The sequence below is a fragment of the Mycobacterium xenopi genome, from assembly GCF_009936235.1.
Lineage (GTDB): Bacteria > Actinomycetota > Actinomycetes > Mycobacteriales > Mycobacteriaceae > Mycobacterium > Mycobacterium xenopi.
This window is the reverse complement of record NZ_AP022314.1, coordinates 4,565,809-4,583,419: the sequence shown is the minus strand read 5'-3', so window position 1 is coordinate 4,583,419 and position 17,611 is coordinate 4,565,809. Positions and strand designations below refer to the sequence as shown.

Sequence of the window (17,611 nt, the reverse complement as noted above, 5' to 3'; positions counted from 1 at the left end):
TGTGAAGGGCTCTTTCCGTGTGTGTGCGGTGTTCGATTTGAACAGCTGCTGAAGAAATGGTGAGTTGGTGTTAGCGATCTTGATTTGCGCTGTTGTCGTCGGGCTTCTCGTCAGGCGCAAGGATGCGCCGAGTGGTCACCGGCTTTCCTTCCAAGCGCCTGACCACCTCTGGCGCGGTTGGTGGTGTGGTGATACGTCCCTGTACCGGCGCGCCGTTTTTCACCGTGGGTGGGACCACGCGCTTGGTGTCGGCCTTGGCGTCGCTGCCCTTGTCCCCCGCGCCATGCATGGCGCCTGGCGGCACCATCGGCATGCCGGCCATCCCGCCTCTCGGCGCCGCTGTCGGCTCGGGTGCGGCCGGTGACGTCGGTGGTGTAGTGGGCGACGACATTGGGACAGTACCGGCCGAAGGGGCCGGTGGAGGACCGAGCATCGCGGCGGGCGTGGTGCCACCCAAGCCCCCCGCACCGCCTGCGGCGCCTGCCAATTCGGCTGCTCCGCCGTCGAGCCCACCGCCTGTGCCGAGCAGCTCACCCGGCAGGGCTTCAGCCGCCGCAGCGCCGCTGCCCGCACCATGCTGAAATGCACCCATAGCTGCCTGCATCGCCTGCTGGCCCACCTGGGCGACTTGCTGGGGTACCTGCATCATCGGGTTCATCAATCCGCCCATGGCACCCGCCGCTGACTGGGCAACGCCGGTGGCCATCTGTGGCAGCTGTTGGAGCATCTGGGCCGATTGGTCCTCATTGGCAGGGAATTTTGTCAGCGCGTCGTTGACTTTCGCTTCGCGTTCGGCCTGATTCTTTTGGCTCTGCGCATTATCGGCGGGATCACCGCTGTTGGCAGCCAGGCCTAGTGCTGCAAGCGCTTGGTCAAAGGGAACACCGGGCGGAACTACCGGATCCGACGTGCTCATCGGCGGCGGGGGAAGACCTAACGCGCCTGCCAATTCCTCAATGATTATCCGGAGGTCTGGTGGCATTACCTCACCCTCCCGTAGCCACGTGGCTCAATGCTTGGAACCAGGCGAAGTGGTAATTCGCCCCGGTCTTGTCGCCCTCGACGAGTGCATCAATCGCCGCAAGTAACTGCCAGTTTCCCACCGCAGCGGCGTCGACGTTGTCTGGATACGAGTCGAGTACACGATCGCGGAATTCCGCGAGCAGCTCCTGAAGTACCTCGATTTCCTTATCCAGTACCCCAGTTCCTCGCGAAGCGGCCTTGGCCAAGGTGTGTGCCAGTCGGGGTAACCCGTCGCGCCAGTTGGTAGCTTGCCCGAGCTCCCAGCCGAGTTCCTCTACAACAGGTCCCTGCCGGGCTCGTGGGGAAGTCGGGACCGGCTCGTCATCATCTGCGGGGGGCACCTGGTGTAGGCGTGTGTAGCTGGCAGTGACGGTCACCTCGCCAAGAAGGCTTTCTAGGTCACCGCGACGCTTGGCCGGATCGCGAAGTTGCATACCGACCGGGATGTCGATTTCCGGTGGAATCCAGCCGCTGGCAAGGTCGGTCACCAGGACCGTAGTACCATCGGGCCGGTCGCCGGCGGCCCAGTTGAGCCTCGGCTCCTGGCGGGCGACGAAGTCGACAAGCCGCTGCAGCCGTGCCTTCGCAGTTGTTGCCGCGGAGGCGGCCCCGGCAGTGGTACCGCCCGCCGCGGCGAGGGCGGCCTGCTCGCCGACTCCGGCCGGCGTTGGCGAGGGCGTGGGCACCGTGTCGGGTCGACGCATGACCGCGGGCTGGCTGATCCCGCCGGCACTGCTTGATGAGCTGACCGGCGCCGACGCCGCAGTTGCCGGCGCTGGACCCGCTGGCGCGGTGGGCGGTGCGGCAGCTGCCGAGGCCGGCGGTCGGATGTCGGCGCCATAGGCAGGCAATGGCCCAGCGGGTGCGGCCGCAGCGGACGGCGTTGCCGTCGGCGCTGGCCCGGCGACGTAGGACGTGCCAGCATCGCTGGTCGGGGCGTGCGTCGGGGGCGGCAGAGGCGCAACGTCGGCGGCTGGGGCGTGCGGAGTGTCGATTACCGGCACATGAGCACTCGCCGGCGAAGTCGCAGCAACATTCGGTGTCGGCGCGGCGGCTCCGGCATTTGCGGTTCCACCGGACCCATCGGTGGCACCGCGTTGGCCGCTGCTGACATCGGGGGGCGCCCATCTGCATTCCCTGATCGAAACTGTGTAACAGGCTCGCTGGCGTCACAGGAGGCGTGGCGGCGGTCGATGGCATCGCTGGTGCCGACGGCATGCTCGGCATGTTGGGTGCCGAGACGGGCGGAACGGCGCTGGTGCCTGGAAGCCGTGGTGCACTACCAACGGCTGGCGACGGAATAGCTGTGCCAGTCGTTGGCACACGTGGTTGTTGGATCGCGCCGCCGTACGGTGAGCCGGGTGGAATAGTTTGTGCGGCGGGGGGGACCGGTCACTGGCTGTGAGGGCTGCTGGATGGCACCTCCGTATGGCGAGCTAGACGGTGGACTTTCTGAGGCAGGCGGACTGGTCGCTGGCTCTTGAGGTCCTTGGATGGCACCGCCATACGGCGAGCTGTTTGGATCGTATGACTGGGCTGAGAATTGGCCGCTGCTGCTCGGAGGTGTGCCGGACGGATTAAGCACTGCCTCGACTTGCTGACGCACCGCATCCTGCTTAGGGGAGCCGAACTTTCCCGTGAGCTCGATGCCATGGTTCTTGGCGAACTCGCGAGCTGACAAAGGAACGCCTCGTTCATCGAGAACCTTCTGAATTTCGTTGAACACGTTGTCGCAGTGAGTCGCTGCTTTGATATTAGCCTGGGTTTGGCAGTCCATTACGACATCGGTGATTTTGCCGATTTTGATTGGAAGTGGGTCTTTGGAGCTTTGAATCTGCTTAATCCTCGAATTCCCATCGTCGGCTATGGTATCGAGCTGACGTATTAATTCAGCGCCCGAGTCATGGGCGGACTGATACGAAGACTTTATTACACGATTTGCTTCCCCCACACGGCGATGATGCTGCTCTCCCTCAAAATGAGTTTGTCGAACGTCGTCCGCAGTCACACCTTCTTGGTTAAGCAATGACGTAAACTGTTGCTGGCCTACTAGGCCGGCAAAGTCGTGATGCGCGACCGCCGTGTTTCCACGGCTGGCCGCCGCGCTATTAATAATGTCCAAACCCCTTGGCCGCTGATGGCCTGTGAGTAGGTCTGACCAGTCCTTGGGGCTCGAAGCGCTCATTTGCACAACCGATCTATCGTTGCGACATCTGCGTCGAGGTCTTGTCTGAGGGGATTCTGAATGGAATCTGGTTTATCTGCAAGGAAGACCATTCCTAGTTCCTCTGACCTGTTGGCCAGCGATCGAACGGCGGCTACTAGATCAGGTGGCGCCGCCGGTTCCATCGCCAAACGGCCCAAGAGATAATCACCCCCTGCGTACAGAGCGAGACGTCCATTCGCGGCCACCGCAAGTGCGCCGATCGCGTCGCCGGGCGCCGGGTTAGAGCGGTGAGTGTTTATTATTACCGCGTCATGCACGAGGCCATACGCAGCGCAAACATGCGTCTTTGCATCGCCGATCTGCTTGTCGCTGAATGTTGGGTTGGGCGGTGCCAGTGGTGGGCTGTTGTGCGGCACGGGGCGGAACCACCCCACAACACCAATGACTACGCCAATGAGAGCGATCGCAAGTGCGGCGAAGCTGAGCCAGCGTGAGGCCCGATGGAATGCCCTTGGTGGCGGCGGGGTCCACCGGCCATGTGAAATTGGCTGAGCCGCCGGCCCAGGATGGGGGTGTCCTGGTGGAACTTGAGGGAGAGGCGTATCCGGCATGGCACAATGGTATCGCTGATCGCCGCTTCCGGTATTCACCCTGTTCTGCTCTGCGTATCGTTTATCACTCCAGGTCGATGTATCCGTGGTACTGCAAAGATTTGAGCGTTATCCCAACCATAATGTGTAGCCGACGTATTAACCAGGAAAGGGTGATATTGTGGATTCAACTTTCAGCCTGCCGCCGTCACATATAATGACGACAACCACTAATGGAGGATGGCGCTAAACTCGTCATTTGCACAGGTTGGCAACGCGCGCGTCCGCAGCGTCCGCGTTACGTAGCCGGTTGGCTTGCGCCGGATCATCGTTCATCGCTCCTGCCATGGCGTTGGCGGCAAGGTCGAGGAGATCATCCGCGAGCGTTCGTATCGCTGCGGCCAGTGCCGGTGGCGTGGCGGGATCCAACCGAGCCAGCAAGTAGGCATTGCCAACGGTAAGAGACAACCGGGCGTTTGCTGTTGCTGCGAGTGGCTCGCTAGCTTCTGAATGGGTTTGAAGTGCGGCGCCTTTGCGCACCGTCTCGAATGCGTTGCAGGCTCGCGCTTTTGCGCTCTTGATTTGTTCTTCGGTGAAGCTGGGCGCAGATGGGGCGACCGGTGCGACGTTATGGAGGGTGGGACGAAACCAGCCAACAATACCAACAGCAATGCCCGTCAGTGCGATCACTAGCGCGGTAAAGGCGGGCCAACGACCAGGGTTACGTGGCGTCCTCGCCTGTGCCATGGGTGGCGGCAACGGATTGTATGGAGCTGCTGACCCTGGCCGGGAAGTAGAACCCGGCTGGCTTCCAGCTGGTGGTAGCCCGTAGGGAGGCGTGTTCGACATGGAGCGATGGTATCGCTAATTCGTGACTTCGGCGTTCCACCTTGCGGCGCACCGCGAGCCGGTAATCCATGCTCGGTGTGAATGCTCGTCCCAGCTCGCAGCTATGTTGCCAACTTGGAGCAGCCGCATTACCTGAACCGTCCCCGGTTTTTTGCACACCTTCCTTTGAGGGAAGGATGGCGCGATGGCGATCAGGTACGACGAGAACACCAAGGCCAGGGCGGTGCGGTTGGTCCGGGAGCACCGCGACGACTACGACAGCGAGTGGGCGGCGATGAGGGCGATCGCGGGCCGGCTGGGGATGAGTGCGGAGACGCTGCGCAAGTGGGTGCGCCAGGCCGAGGTCGACGCTGGCGAGGCGGCCGGGACATCAAGCCAGGAGAAGCAGGAGCTGCGTGAGCTGCGCCGCAAGAACCGCGAGCTTGAGGCCACTATCGAAATACTAAGAGCTGCAACGAGTTTCTTCGCGCGGGAGTGCGACCCGCTACACCGCTGATCTGTGCGTTCATCGACGAGCACAAGAGTACCTACGGGGTCGCACCGATCTGCCGGGCACTGGTGGTGCACGGCGTGCAGATCGCCGCGCGCACCTGCTGGGCGCACCGCGCCTCTGCGCCGTCGAAACGGGCTCTCTGGGATACCACGATCACCGAGGTCTTGGCCGGTTACTACGAGCCCGATGCCGACGGCAAACGCCCGCCGGAGAGCCTGTACGGCAGCCTGAAGATGTGGGCGCACCTGCAGCGCCAGGGCATCCCAGTGGCGCGGCGCACGGTGGAACGCATCATGCGGCACAACGGCTGGCGCGGGGTGACCCGTGCTCGCCGCGCACCGCGCACCACCGAGTCCGATCCAGCCGCGACCCGGGCGCCGGACCTGGTGGGCCGGCAGTGGCGGGTCGGCGCGCCCAACCTGCTGCTGGTGGCTGACTTCACCTACGTGGCGATGACCCGCGGGTTCGGCTACACAGCGTTCGTCGTCGACGCCTACGCCGGGCTGATCCCTGGCTGGGAATGCTCGCTGCGGAAAGACACCGGCTTTGTCGAGCGAGCCCTGCGTCACGCGGCAGCCTTCCGTGTCCGACAAGGCCACCCATTCGATGACGCGATTCACCACTCTGATGCCGGAAGTCAATACACCGCAATACATTACGGCGAGACTTTAATGCTCGAAGGGATGATTCCATCGGTCGGCACCGTAGGTGACGCGCTAGACAACGCACTGTGCGAGACGACGATCGGGCTGTATAAAACCGAGTGCGTAGGCGAGGGTTCACCGTTCCGCGCCGGGCCGATCAACACCCTGGCCGACCTGGAAGACATGACCTCGGCGTGGGTGGCATGGTACAACCAACACCGCCTCATGCACCGCACTAATCGGCGCCCGCCAGCCGAAGCCGAAGCCGAGTACTATGCTCGACTCCGCACCGGAATGCACACCGGTCACACAGAATGAGGTGTGCATGAAACCGGGGATGCTTCAACCGCGCGTCCCAAAAAGGTATTGATTTGAGGCGGCGGCGACTGTCTCGTTGAACGCCTCTGGGCGTGCGAAGCGGCCTACCGTGCTATTCGATAGTGGTCCCTGGCAGGTACGTGGGACTGACAAGGAAACAGTGGGCATTCTCAACCAAGGAGCTAACTAGAACTTGGTTAAGGAGCCAGGCCCTGTTGCTTCCTCCATCTGGTCCAGTATCCTGACTTGGCTCAAGATTCGGGGTTCGGTGTAATCGCGGCGGGTTGACCTGCGGGGTTGTTGTTGGCTTCGTCGGAATTTGCGCACTTAACCCGGGCCGTAGGCTGCCGCGGTGGCCTATGTGCGCACCGTCAAGACCGCCTCGGGAGCGACCGCTGTGCAGATCGTGTGGTCCTCGCGGCGCGGGTCGCGCTCGATCGAACACGTCGGCTCGGCTCACGACGAGGCCGAATTGGCTGCCCTGAAGGCTGCGGCTGCTGAGCGGTTGGCCGCCGGTCAGGCCGTGCTGGACCTTGGTGTGGCGGGCCCGCCCGGTACGGAACCGTTGCCGATCACCTCCTCGCAGATGAGCCATCTTTGGGACGCGCTGTGTGCTGCTTACCGGATATTGGGGTTCGAGTCAGCCGCCAAGGGCGACACCGTGTTTCGTGATCTGGTGTTGGCCCGAATCATCGAGCCGACCAGCAAGATCGACGCCGAACGGGTCCTGACCGAGGTCGGAGTCCAACCGGCGTCCTACGCCACGGTTAAGCGCCGCCTGCCCAGCTACGCCAAGCCGGCTTGGCGGCAATCTCTGGCCACCGCGTGCGCTGCACGCGCGGGCTTGGGGCCGGCCAGCCTGGTGTTGTTTGACGTGTCCACCCTGTACTTCGAAACCGATGGCGCAGACGGGTTCCGCGAGCCCGGGTTTTCCAAGGAACGCCGCCTGGAACCGCAGATCACTCTCGGGCTGTTGACCGACGTCAGCGGGTTCCCACTGACCGTCGAGGCGTTCGAGGGCAACAAGGCCGAAACCGCCACCATGCTGCCAGTCATCAACGCCTTCAAGACCGCCCACCAGCTGACCGATGTCACCGTCGTCGCGGACGCCGGCATGATCTCGGAAGCCAATCAAGTTGCGCTGCAAGCTGCGGGGTTGTCGTTCATCCTGGGCACCCGCCTGCCGCACCTGCCAGGTGTGGTGCGCGAATGGCGCGACAAGCACCCCGATGAGGTGATCCCTGATGGGCTGGTGCTCAGCCAGCCCTGGCCAGCCACCTCATCGGAGAAGGCCTGCGGCATCCCCGATCGGGTGATCTACTACCAGTTCCGCCACGACCGCGCCCGCCGAACAATGCGCGGCATCGATGAACAGGTCGCCAAGGCCGAACGCGCTGTCGACGGGCATGCCCCGGTCAAACGCAATCGCTACATCCAGCTCACCGGCGCCAGCGCCACCAAGACCGTCAACCGGGCGCTGGAGGCCAAGACCCGCGCCCTGGCCGGGTGGAAGGGCTACACCACCAACCTCATCGCGGTCTCGCCGGAGTTCGTCATCGACGCCTACCACCAGCTCTGGCACATCGAGAAGAGCTTCCGCATGTCCAAGCACGACCTGCAAGCCCGCCCCATCTATCACCACTTGCGCGAATCGATCGAGGCCCACCTGAGCATCGTGGTCACCGCTCTGGCCGTCAGTCACTACATCGAGGCCCAAACAAGTTGGAGCATCAAGAAATTCATCCGCACCGCCCGACGCTACCGCACCATCAAAATCAAGGCCGGCAACCACAACCTCACCGCCGCCGACCCATTACCCGACGACCTCCGCGACGCGCTCACCAAGGTCCGCGCCGACGGTGCGCACTAATTTGAGCCAACTCGGGACCCGATCGCCCGCGCACGCTCCGTGCGCACCTTCTCTTCGTCGTCGCTGACCGCCACCGGCCGCTGCCTTCTGCTTGCTGTCCGTGAAAAACACAACAGCGCACAGATTTACGGCCCAATCGACGGTTACGGCAGGGTCGATTCGTGTTGCACCCGCCCGCCAGACCAGCCCGGCGCCAACAACCGGCCACCGGACACCGCCACCACGGCCTCGGCCGGCGACACCTCGGGCAGCAAAAACCGGTGTGTGATCGCGTTCGCGACCGCCGCGATCACGGTCACCGCGTCGGCGAACACCCCGCCGGCCGCATCCGGCATCACCGGATCGGCAGCCACCGCACGAAGCCACACCGTGAACACCGAGCGCACCGCCTCGGCCCGCTCGCCAAACCGGCGCAGCCAACCGCGCACCGTCTCTGCCGGGCGAACCAGCTCCGCGGCGATCCGGCGAAACCCGACCCCGCGCGTGGCCTTGGCCGCCAGCGCCGACACGATCACCGCCGCAGTGTCGGCGCGGCGTAGCAACACACTCACCGGCAACAACTCATGCGTCACCCCGCACCCGGTGCACCGCGACCGGCGCGGACACAGCCCCACCGGCCCATCCGGGCCGCGCAACTGCCGCTGTCGAGCCCGCCCCCGACCCGCCAGCACACCCCCACACGACGGGCAGCTCAGTTCACCGGCCGCCAGCCTGCACTCGACTTGATCGACATCTGCTTCTACGGTGACCACTGCGCCTCCAAGCGCACACAGGTGGCCCTCCCGTAGCACTCGGGCAAGAGACGACGGGAGGGCCGTTGCCTACCAAGGACTTGATCACCGTGCCGCCCCGGCACCACGAACAACAAACCGGGGTCCAGCACCTCAACACGCTGCCCACCGTCAGCGCCGGAACCCTACCTCCATGCGCTCACCCTGAATGCTCCGAACACGCGGGGGGCACCTGGTGTAGGCGTGTGTAGCTGGCAGTGACGGTCACCTCGCCAAGAAGGCTTTCTAGGTCACCGCGACGCTTGGCCGGATCGCGAAGTTGCATACCGACCGGGATGTCGATTTCCGGTGGAATCCAGCCGCTGGCAAGGTCGGTCACCAGGACCGTAGTACCATCGGGCCGGTCGCCGGCGGCCCAGTTGAGCCTCGGCTCCTGGCGGGCGACGAAGTCGACAAGCCGCTGCAGCCGTGCCTTCGCAGTTGTTGCCGCGGAGGCGGCCCCGGCAGTGGTACCGCCCGCCGCGGCGAGGGCGGCCTGCTCGCCGACTCCGGCCGGCGTTGGCGAGGGCGTGGGCACTGTGTCGGGTCGACGCATGACCGCGGGCTGGCTGATCCCGCCGGCACTGCTTGATGAGCTGACCGGCGCCGACGCCGCAGTTGCCGGCGCTGGACCCGCTGGCGCGGTGGGCGGTGCGGCAGCTGCCGAGGCCGGCGGTCGGATGTCGGCGCCATAGGCAGGCAATGGCCCAGCGGGTGCGGCCGCAGCGGACGGCGTTGCCGTCGGCGCTGGCCCGGCGACGTAGGACGTGCCAGCATCGCTGGTCGGGGCGTGCGTCGGGGGCGGCAGAGGCGCAACGTCGGCGGCTGGGGCGTGCGGAGTGTCGATTATCGGCACATGAGCACTCGCCGGCGAAGTCGCAGCAACATTCGGTGTCGGCGCGGCGGCTCCGGCATTTGCGGTTCCACCGGACCCATCGGTGGCACCGCGTTGGCCGCTGCTGACATCGGGGCGCCCATCTGCATTCCCTGATCGAAACTGTGTAACAGGCTCGCTGGCGTCACAGGAGGCCTGGCGGCGGTCGATGGCATCGCTGGTGCCGACGGCATGCTCGGCATGTTGGGTGCCGAGACGGGCGGAACGGCGCTGGTGCCTGGAATGGAAGATGCTGGCGAGCTGATTCGTGCTGGGGCAGGAGGAGTGCTGGCGGATGGTGTTGCTGGAGGGGTCGGCGCGATGTTGGACGATGCCAGCGGAGGCTGGACGGCAGGGCCGTTAGACAGGGGCGTTTGTGCGCGAGTTGGCGCAATGTTCGTTGGCGGATTTGCGGGCGACAACGTAGGCGCGACTACTGGCGTCGATTGTGGGGGAGTGGAAGCAATATTTGATGCCGAATCCTCCGGCCTTAAGCCGGGAGTGTCCGCAGGTGAAACATGGTTGCTTAACGGTTGAGTGCTTGCAGCGGCATTTGACTTATTGAGCAACGCCTCCACCTGCTCGCGGACCGACTCCTTGTTCGGCGATCCGAATTTGCCTGTCAGGTCAACACCATTATCTTTAGCGAACTGTCGCGCAGAAAGCGGTATGCCGCGCTCATCGAGCACCTTCTGAACCTCATTGAAGACGTTATCACAATACGTCGCTGCTTTGATATTGGCTTGGGTTTGGCAGTCCATCACGACATCGGTGATTTTGCCGATTTTGATCGCAAGCGGGTCTTTGGACCTTTGGATTTGCTCTATCCTGAAGTTGCCGTCGTGAGCGATACTGCCGAGTTCGCGTTGCAGTTCGCTGCCTGAATCGTGGGAGGACCGATAGGCGGAGGTAATCGTGTCATTTATCGCTGCGATTTGGCGGTGGTGCTGCTCACTTTTGCGGTGAGCTTCTCGGATGTCGTCGGCAGTGACACCATCCTGATGCACAAGCGAAGTAAACTGCTGCTGCTGAAGCGCGTCAGCATATTGGTGATTGGCGGCCGCAATCACCTGTCGATTGGTTGCCGCACCACTTATGATGCCAAGCCCTCTCGGGCTTTGATGGCCCACGAGAATTTCGGTCCAAGGTCCCGAAGATGAATCAGTCATCTACACAACCGGTCTATCTGAGATATGTCTGCGTCCACCGCATTACGCAGCGCATCTAGCGTTTCATTAGGTTGGTCGTTTAAGGCGCGCATCGCGTATTCCTCATAAGAGCTGGCGAGGGATCGCAAACTATTGGCTAGCTCAGTTGGCGTTGCTGGCTGTGCAGCCAGTTTGTTTAAAATATAATCACCAGCAGCGTAAATAGACAGGCGCTTCATCGTAGCTGCCGCGAGTGATCCGACCGGGTCACCTTCAAAGTCAGGTCTATGGGTGTTCAACGCCACTTCATTTTTTGAAAGATTGTATGCAGTACACACGTCCGCCTTCGCGTCAGCTACTTGTTGATCGGTGTAGCTAGGCGGGGTCGGCGATGCATGGCCGTTGTGGGGCAACGGCCGAAACCAACCGCCAATACCTACGCCAAGGCCGATGAGCGCAACCACCAGCGCCACGACGCTGAGCCCACGTGACGGATTGCGTAGCACCATCGCTGGCGGCGGACCCCAGGGCGCGGACGTTGTCTGAGGCGGCAGCCCAGGGTAGCCCGGTCCTGCGGGAAAGTCGGCGGGAGGCGGCGTATCGGACATGGGATTATGTTAGCGATAACCACCGATTGCGGTATTCAGCTGCGCCTGGTCGGCGACCGCAGATCTGGCGACGGCGCCGGCCTAACCGGCGCTGTTTAATCGTGCGAGTCAGGACGCGGCTACATGAGACCTTCGTATACCATATGCTCAATTTCATCCACCGATTTCGACATTAGATGACTAAAAATTGTAGCGTTAACGACCGATAGTATTGCGCATTCATTACCCAAACATATCTTATAACCCTGGTCGGCTTTCGAAACTTCAACGTCAGGCGCGTATCCTTGCCTAGCTAGGTCAGTGCCTAACGGTCCAGATGCCAGACTTGAACGCGCGGTAGTCGCCCAGTCCCAGATAAGGTACTTTTCCGTCAATTCGAAACTTGAGAGTTTGGCAGCGCCACTCCGCCGCTGCCCACGGTCGTTGACGATGTCCACGACCCACCAATGGCCATCATTGCGGAGATGCACCGAATAATCGGTAGAGCTGAAGAGGATTTGGCAGTCTTCGCAGTCGGTCGACACAGATATATCGCCGCCGCTCATCCCGGGCGCCCATTGGTACCAATTTGTCGATAAGCGAGAGAAGTCTACCATTAATTAATCCTTCTCAGGAATCCCCACCTGACGAGTTCCTCAACACTACCATTGTTCCCGAATTCATCGATAATTCGGTATTGTGTGCCGCCGCCGGGCTGGTGGAACCAGGGTGCCGCCTGCGACTGTTCGATATGCCAGCCGGGTGGGAGCTTCGTCGGGTCGTCTACCACATAGCGGTAATAGGGTTTTAGGAGACCGTCTGGGGGGAGCGACAGCTGGGCGAAGGGCGTTCTGTCCGGGGCTAGGTAAGCGCCTCCCGGGTAGCCGAAACGGCCGAGTTCGGTCCCTGCGGACAGTTGGGCGTTGGGAATGACGGTGCCGGGTATTGCATACGGCTTGGTGGGCAAACTGTCGTCCGGGTAGACGAGGCGGCGGTCAGCCGTGGTGAATTCTGGACCGGGTTCTACCGGGTGATATCCATCGAACAGTGGTGAATCGGACGGCAGCGGAGGCGGCACCTCGTAAGCGGGAGGCGGTGCAGTATGGGCTCCGCCGCCCGCCAGGGCCGGCTCGTGGCCGGGTGGCGCGGCATGCTCGCTTGGAGTTAGTGGAACGGGATGGTCAACGGCGGCGGTGGGCGAAAGCGGCAGCGGGTGGTCGGTTGCGAGGCTTTGCGCGGCGGCCGCGGCGCGGGTCTCGGCCGCTGCGAAGGCGCGAGGCAGGACGTTGTCGGAGGTGATGCCGACGCCAGAGGCGAGGCCTTCGCGAGTAAACAGAGTTTTGAGCCCCTGCCAGGCCGCCTCGCCGCCTGCCTTTAATTCCGGTGCGCCGACGGCCAGGGTGACGGCGGTCAAAAGCGGCTCATCGGTGGCTTCGGCGCGGCCCGGGTCGAGCGTGCGGGTTCCGACGAGCTTGCCGCCTTGGAAGGTGTAGTAGGTGCCCGTGCCCTGGTCGAAGATTTCGCCCGTGCCATTCTTGAGCTGACCGGTGACCTGCATGGGCTGGCCATCGGCGGTGTAGCCGAACACAAAATGGCCATCCGGGCTGGTGTGGACCGTGGTCGGGTCGACGTTGTTGTAGTCGGGCAGCTTGCCTAAGTCATTGAGCGCGTCGGCGAGGTTCTTCTTCAGCTCAGGCAGGCGCGCAAGCGCCGCCTGGCCTTCCGGGGAGCCTTGGCCTTTGGTATATGCGGTGGCCAGGGCGTGGTCGATGGCTTTTTGTGCCGCGCGCACCTTGGCCATCTGGTCCACCACAGCCTGATTAGTGACCCGTTTAATGTCGGCCAGCTCGCCGGCCTCGAGCCCGGACGGTGGAATGCCATCAGGCACTTGGTCTTTGGTCTTGTCGGCGTCTAGCCCCTGGATCGCCGTCGGGTCGTATCCGTCGGTGCGCAGGTTGGTCAGCGACTTCTGCAAATAGTCCGAGTAGCCGGCTCGAATGGACTGTAGCTGGGCCAGCGTCGATTTGGTGTCGTCAATAGCTTGGAGTTCGAGGCTGTTTATAAGTTGGTCAACTGCCTCCTGATCCGCAGCGGAGAGGTTGCCGGTCCTGTCGAGTTCTTCGGCCGCGCCGATCCGCCTGTCGATGTCTGTTAATTGCGCCTCCAAAGTCGAGATCAACACACCGCAGGTTCGTTGCGCCTCAGCGAGACTGGCCGCGATGTTCTCCAGGTCGACGGCGATCTTGGGCAATTGGGCCGCCTGCCCACGGAGCGATCGGATGGTCCGCTGCACTTCAGCGGAGTCGTTGATCGGATGGTCGCCGTTGTCTCGGTTCCACGACGACTCAAACCGGCGATACGCCTCCACAAAGGCGTTGTCGGCCTCGGCGGTGCATTGACCCGCGTTATGAAACGCCTGCCCAAGCTCGGCGATCTGGGCCGGGCGACCACTTTGTAGGCTGGCATTGATCTGCCACGGGTCCCCGCCAGCGGCCGCAATCAGCTTGCCGAGGTCTATGTTTTGTAGCTGTACCACAGGCCCCGCAACGCCTTCGCGCTATAGCCTTTGCGGCTCAGTAAAAAGCGATGTCGCATAATTCGCCGTGGTACCAACTCCACCGAGATCTCCTGATAACCCCACAACGTGCGCACGTGATAGCTGGGCCCGGCGCTGATCGCCTGATGTGCCGCTTCCGCGACGGCGAAGTCGCCGAAGATGCCCGTGACGCGCATTGCCGGCGACGGGCGAGTCGTGCCGGCTTGCGACTCAACGGCCTCTAAGTGCAGCATTCCGTGTTGACCAACATCGCGAACCCTTCCCGAGCGTCGGTAAGCGTACCGCCGGTGGCTTGCTCGTCAATTCAGCTGTTCTCGGACCGATTCGCCGCTGGATGTCGGTGCTCCCGGCACCGCTTCGCCTAGCCGAGGCTGCTTGACAGATAGCTGTCCCGACCAGCAGTTCAGCCTTGACGAAGTTGGTCGGTGATTTCGAAGCCCATCACTGTGCCGTTGTGACGATGGTTGGTCATGTTGCGGCATTCATCAGAGACGTCGATGGCCCCCCTGCCGCTGGCCGGGTCCTGAGTCATGACGGCCACCACGCCATCTTTGTTGATGACTCGTCCGTACGAGTGCCAGCCGGGTGGCGGCCCATTGTTCCAACCGTGGGCGGCCATGGTCGCGGCCAGCTTGTCAAAGTAGGTGTTGGGATCGACCTCGGTGGGGTAGCCCTTGGACTCGTCCATAGGCCACTGAAAACTCATCTCTACAAGTCCTCGATAAGGTGGGTCTCCTTGGTCGTTGCATGACTCCCAGTGGAAGCCTCCTGTGAAATCCTGCAGCCCAGCGACTTTGGCGATCTGCCTTGCAGGATCGATAACCTGTGCCATGGCTTGTTGATCCGGCAAGGGGTTGGCTGGATGGTCAATGTCATGTCGGTTTCGAGACATTGCCGAGCATCCTCCTATCAAGAGCGGCAGGCTCAGCGTCGCCAGAACGACTACTAGGGACCATGATCGGCTTCGACGGTTGTCTGGGAGGCTCATGCGCGGAGATTCGTGATCATTCATATGCCGGATATGCGTGATCGTCTTTGATGCTATCCGGTGAGCGATCGCCTTCAGGGTCGACAAACGCCGGTAGACCGGGTATTCGGACGGGACCGATGTGCGGCTGGTGCCTTCCTTCGGCCAGCATCCCATCGGTTGCCAGGCGCTCGGGGTAGTTGCGTCCAGGGGCGTGGTGTATGAGCCGGTAGGGCCGGTGGGCGTGTCGTAGCGCGGTAGAGGGCGGTCATCGCGTGATCCTTCGAACGATCAGCAAAGTCAACCGAAGGAGAGCAACGCGATGACCTCACCACACCTTATCGACGCCGAGCAGCTGTTGGCCGACCAACTCGCCGAGGCCAGCCCGGACTTGCTGCGAGGGCTGCTGTCGGTGTTCATCCACGCCTTGATGGGCGCGGAAGCCGACGCCATCTGCGGGCCGGCTACCGCCAGCGCAGCGATGAGCGGTCCAACAGCCGCAACGGCTACCGGCATCGTGATTTCGACACCCGCGCCGGCACCATCGATGTGGCCATTCCCAAGCTGCGTCAGGGCAGCTATTTCCCGGACTGGCTATTGGAGCGACGCAAACGCGCCGAGCGTGCCCTGACCAGCGTGGTGGCCACCTGCTATCTGCTGGGAGTGTCCACCCGGCGGATGGAACGCCTCGTTGAAACACTGGGTGTGACGAGGCTTTCCAAGTCGCAGGTGTCGATCATGGCCCAAGAGCTCGATGAGCAGGTTGAGGCGTTTCGCACCCGCCCGCTTGACGCCGGCCCGTACACGTTCGTCGCCGCTGATGCCCTGGTGCTCAAAGTCCGCGAGGCGGGCCGCGTCGTGGGCGTGCACACCTTGATCGCCACCGGCGTCAACGCCGAGGGCTACCGCGAGATCCTGGGTGTGCAGGTCAGCTCGGCCGAGGACGGGGCAGGCTGGTTGGCGTTCTTCCGCGACCTGGTGGCCCGCGGCCTGTCCGGGGTCGCGCTGGTCACCAGCGACGCCCACCCGGGCCTGGTCGCCGCGATCGGGGCCACCTTGCCCGGAGCGGCCTGGCAGCGCTGCCGTACCCATTACGCGAACAACCTGATGGCGGCCACCCCGAAGTCCTCCTGGCCGTGGGTGCGCACCCTGCTGCACTCGGTCTTCGACCAGCCCGACGCCGAATCGGTTGTTGCCCAATACGATCGAGTCCTCGACGCATTGTCGGACAAGCTCCCCAAAGTGGCCGAACACCTCGACGCAGCCCGCCCGGATCTGTTGGCGTTCACCGCTTTTCCCAAACAGATCTGGCGCCAAATCTGGAGCAACAATCCCCTATCCGTTAACCGGCCCTGGCAGGACACGAGCCACGCAGCGGCGTGAGATCCAGACCAGTCGGCCAGAGTGGGTCGATGCTGAGGGCAGGTCCGTGATGGAAGGCAGGACGTGTAATGGCGGTGCGGGTGCACAAGGTCGACGGCGGCTTTCGGATCGACGGTGACTGGGACGGGTTGGATCCGGCGAACGCGTTCCTGGCGCATTTGAGCGGGCGCGGGTTCAGTCCGGCCACGCTGCGCGCATACGCCTTCGACGTGCTGAACCTGGGGCGGTTCCTTCGCGAGCGCAATGTCGCGTTGGACGCGGTAGATGCCCCGCTAGTGTTCGACTGGATCGACTGGCAGGGCGTGCGCCGCTCCGGCGGTCGTGCAAAAGCGGATGGGTCCTGCACGGCTGCGGCGTCGACGGTGAATCGTCGTGTGGCGGCAGTGCGGGCCTTCTTCGAGTACTTGGTGATGACTGGACGCCGAGCCAATAATCCGGTTCCCTCGCCGCGGCGCGGGCAAGGACTGCGCCGCCAGCAATCGGGGCTGCTGGGTCATCTTGGGCCGGGCCGTGCCCGCGCGGGCGGCAGGCTGGTGCGGCAGCCGCACCTGCTACCGGAGTCATTGCCAGCCAATGACATTGAGGCGTTCATCGCCACACTGGGGACACATCGGGATCGGGCGATGGTGTTGGCGATGCTGCTGGGCGGGCTGCGGTCGGCGGAGGTACGCGGCCTGCTGTTGGCCGATGTGGACATGGGCCGGCGCCGGCTGCGGGTGATCGGTAAGGGCAGCAAGGAACGCCACGTGCCGGTGGATGCCGCGTTCTTCACCGAGGTGGCGGCCTATCTGCGCTGGGAACGTCCCCTGGGGCTGGCGACACCGCAGTGCTTCGTGGTTCTGCGCGGCCCGACCGCTGGCGCGGCGGTCAGCGAGGCCGGGCTGCGCAGCCTGTTTCGCCGCCACCGTGAGCTTTCCGGTGCAGCCCGGGTGCGCCCTCATCGGCTGCGACACACCTATGGCACCGAATTAGCCTCGGCCGGAATCGATCTACTCGCCTTGCGGGCGTTGATGGGACACGTCTCACCAGAAACCACGGCCCGCTACGTGCACCTGTCGATCGAGCAACTCGCCGCTGAATACGGCGCCGCCCGCGCCACGCTAGCGGGAGCATCCCGATGACCGCCACGGTGCACTGTTCTCTCGACGCCGGCACCCTGTTGGATGACTACCTGCACCACGTCGCGGGCTTGAAACTGAGCGGGCGAGCGATCCGGGACCGTATCCGCATCGCGCGAGACTTTGTGTCTCGCAACCCGGATCTGACTGCCTGGATGGCCCTTCCCGCACGCGAACGAGCGGCCGAATTGCAAGCGAGCGGCGCGTGGCCACTGCTGTGCTATGCGGTCGGCACCGGCCAGTTGCGGCTGGA

The 17,611-nt window shown here is 63.3% G+C and carries 16 protein-coding genes and 1 pseudogene; 6 read left to right on the top strand and 11 right to left on the bottom strand.

The window, feature by feature from the left end; all coding sequences use genetic code 11:
• Positions 1–70 precede the first annotated feature (70 nt).
• The gene (locus MYXE_RS22015; RefSeq protein WP_139821189.1) at positions 71–982 is read right to left on the bottom strand and encodes a hypothetical protein; all 912 of its coding nucleotides are present in this window, start codon (positions 980–982) and stop codon (positions 71–73) included.
• A gap of 4 nt (positions 983–986) precedes the next feature.
• Positions 987–1,727 (bottom strand): DUF5632 domain-containing protein, encoded by a 741-nt coding sequence (locus tag MYXE_RS22010; protein WP_112650207.1) that lies wholly within the window; start codon positions 1,725–1,727, stop codon positions 987–989.
• Here MYXE_RS22010 and MYXE_RS23835 point away from each other — a divergent pair.
• Entirely contained in the window at positions 1,726–1,866 is a 141-nt protein-coding gene (locus MYXE_RS23835) for a hypothetical protein (protein ID WP_161552139.1), read from the top strand. The two genes, MYXE_RS22010 and MYXE_RS23835, sit on opposite strands and share 2 nt — an antisense overlap.
• Positions 1,867–2,302: 436 nt before the next feature.
• Here MYXE_RS23835 and MYXE_RS22005 read toward each other — a convergent pair whose 3' ends face one another.
• On the bottom strand, positions 2,303–3,208 hold the full coding sequence (locus MYXE_RS22005) for a hypothetical protein (protein WP_161552141.1): 906 nt from the start codon (positions 3,206–3,208) through the stop codon (positions 2,303–2,305).
• An 827-nt stretch (positions 3,209–4,035) separates the two neighbouring features.
• Positions 4,036–4,470 carry a hypothetical protein gene (locus tag MYXE_RS22000; RefSeq protein ID WP_085197829.1) on the bottom strand — a complete coding sequence of 145 codons (435 nt, stop codon included), beginning with the start codon at positions 4,468–4,470 and terminating at the stop codon, positions 4,036–4,038.
• Positions 4,471–4,813: 343 nt separating this feature from the next.
• On the opposite strand from MYXE_RS22000, the gene MYXE_RS21995 reads away from it, so the two are divergent.
• A protein-coding gene (locus tag MYXE_RS21995; protein ID WP_112650208.1) for an IS3 family transposase occupies positions 4,814–6,084 on the top strand; the annotation gives its coding sequence in 2 pieces (ribosomal slippage) (positions 4,814–5,087 and positions 5,087–6,084; 1,272 coding nt in all).
• Between the two features lie 352 nt (positions 6,085–6,436).
• A complete protein-coding gene (locus MYXE_RS21990; RefSeq protein WP_085197826.1) occupies positions 6,437–7,954 on the top strand; it encodes an IS1634 family transposase in 1,518 nt (505 codons plus the stop codon).
• A 143-nt stretch (positions 7,955–8,097) separates the two neighbouring features.
• Here MYXE_RS21990 and MYXE_RS21985 read toward each other — a convergent pair whose 3' ends face one another.
• Both MYXE_RS21985 and MYXE_RS21980 read right to left on the bottom strand, forming a co-directional pair.
• The gene (locus MYXE_RS21985; protein ID WP_085197824.1) at positions 8,098–8,706 is read right to left on the bottom strand and encodes a hypothetical protein; all 609 of its coding nucleotides are present in this window, start codon (positions 8,704–8,706) and stop codon (positions 8,098–8,100) included.
• A gap of 178 nt (positions 8,707–8,884) precedes the next feature.
• Positions 8,885–9,280 (bottom strand): DUF5632 domain-containing protein, encoded by a 396-nt coding sequence (locus tag MYXE_RS21980; RefSeq protein ID WP_112650209.1) that lies wholly within the window; start codon positions 9,278–9,280, stop codon positions 8,885–8,887.
• Between MYXE_RS21980 and MYXE_RS21975 the strand changes: the two genes are divergently transcribed.
• Positions 9,279–9,419 (top strand): hypothetical protein, encoded by a 141-nt coding sequence (locus tag MYXE_RS21975; RefSeq protein ID WP_161552139.1) that lies wholly within the window; start codon positions 9,279–9,281, stop codon positions 9,417–9,419. The two genes, MYXE_RS21980 and MYXE_RS21975, sit on opposite strands and share 2 nt — an antisense overlap.
• 151 nt (positions 9,420–9,570) lie before the next feature.
• Here MYXE_RS21975 and MYXE_RS21970 read toward each other — a convergent pair whose 3' ends face one another.
• From MYXE_RS21970 to MYXE_RS24800, 5 genes are all read right to left on the bottom strand, one after another.
• The gene (locus MYXE_RS21970) at positions 9,571–10,767 is read right to left on the bottom strand and encodes a hypothetical protein (RefSeq protein ID WP_161552140.1); all 1,197 of its coding nucleotides are present in this window, start codon (positions 10,765–10,767) and stop codon (positions 9,571–9,573) included.
• On the bottom strand, positions 10,764–11,219 hold the full coding sequence (locus tag MYXE_RS21965) for a hypothetical protein (RefSeq protein ID WP_139821100.1): 456 nt from the start codon (positions 11,217–11,219) through the stop codon (positions 10,764–10,766). Before MYXE_RS21965 ends, MYXE_RS21970 begins: the two co-directional genes overlap by 4 nt.
• A 730-nt stretch (positions 11,220–11,949) precedes the next feature.
• On the bottom strand, positions 11,950–13,869 hold the full coding sequence (locus tag MYXE_RS21960; protein WP_112650210.1) for a TNT domain-containing protein: 1,920 nt from the start codon (positions 13,867–13,869) through the stop codon (positions 11,950–11,952).
• Positions 13,848–14,066, bottom strand: coding sequence for a DUF2563 family protein (locus MYXE_RS21955; protein WP_161552138.1), 219 nt, complete (start codon positions 14,064–14,066; stop codon positions 13,848–13,850). Before MYXE_RS21955 ends, MYXE_RS21960 begins: the two co-directional genes overlap by 22 nt.
• A gap of 227 nt (positions 14,067–14,293) precedes the next feature.
• Positions 14,294–14,596, bottom strand: a complete 303-nt coding sequence (locus MYXE_RS24800; RefSeq protein WP_232061681.1) for a hypothetical protein — start codon at positions 14,594–14,596, stop codon at positions 14,294–14,296.
• Between the two features lie 583 nt (positions 14,597–15,179).
• Between MYXE_RS24800 and MYXE_RS21945 the strand changes: the two are divergent.
• Positions 15,180–16,192 (top strand): annotated as a pseudogene (locus tag MYXE_RS21945) (IS256 family transposase); the annotation flags it as partial.
• Positions 16,193–16,308: 116 nt separating this feature from the next.
• A complete protein-coding gene (locus MYXE_RS21940) occupies positions 16,309–17,361 on the top strand; it encodes a tyrosine-type recombinase/integrase (protein WP_172468599.1) in 1,053 nt (350 codons plus the stop codon).
• The last annotated feature ends 250 nt before the right edge of the window (positions 17,362–17,611 follow it).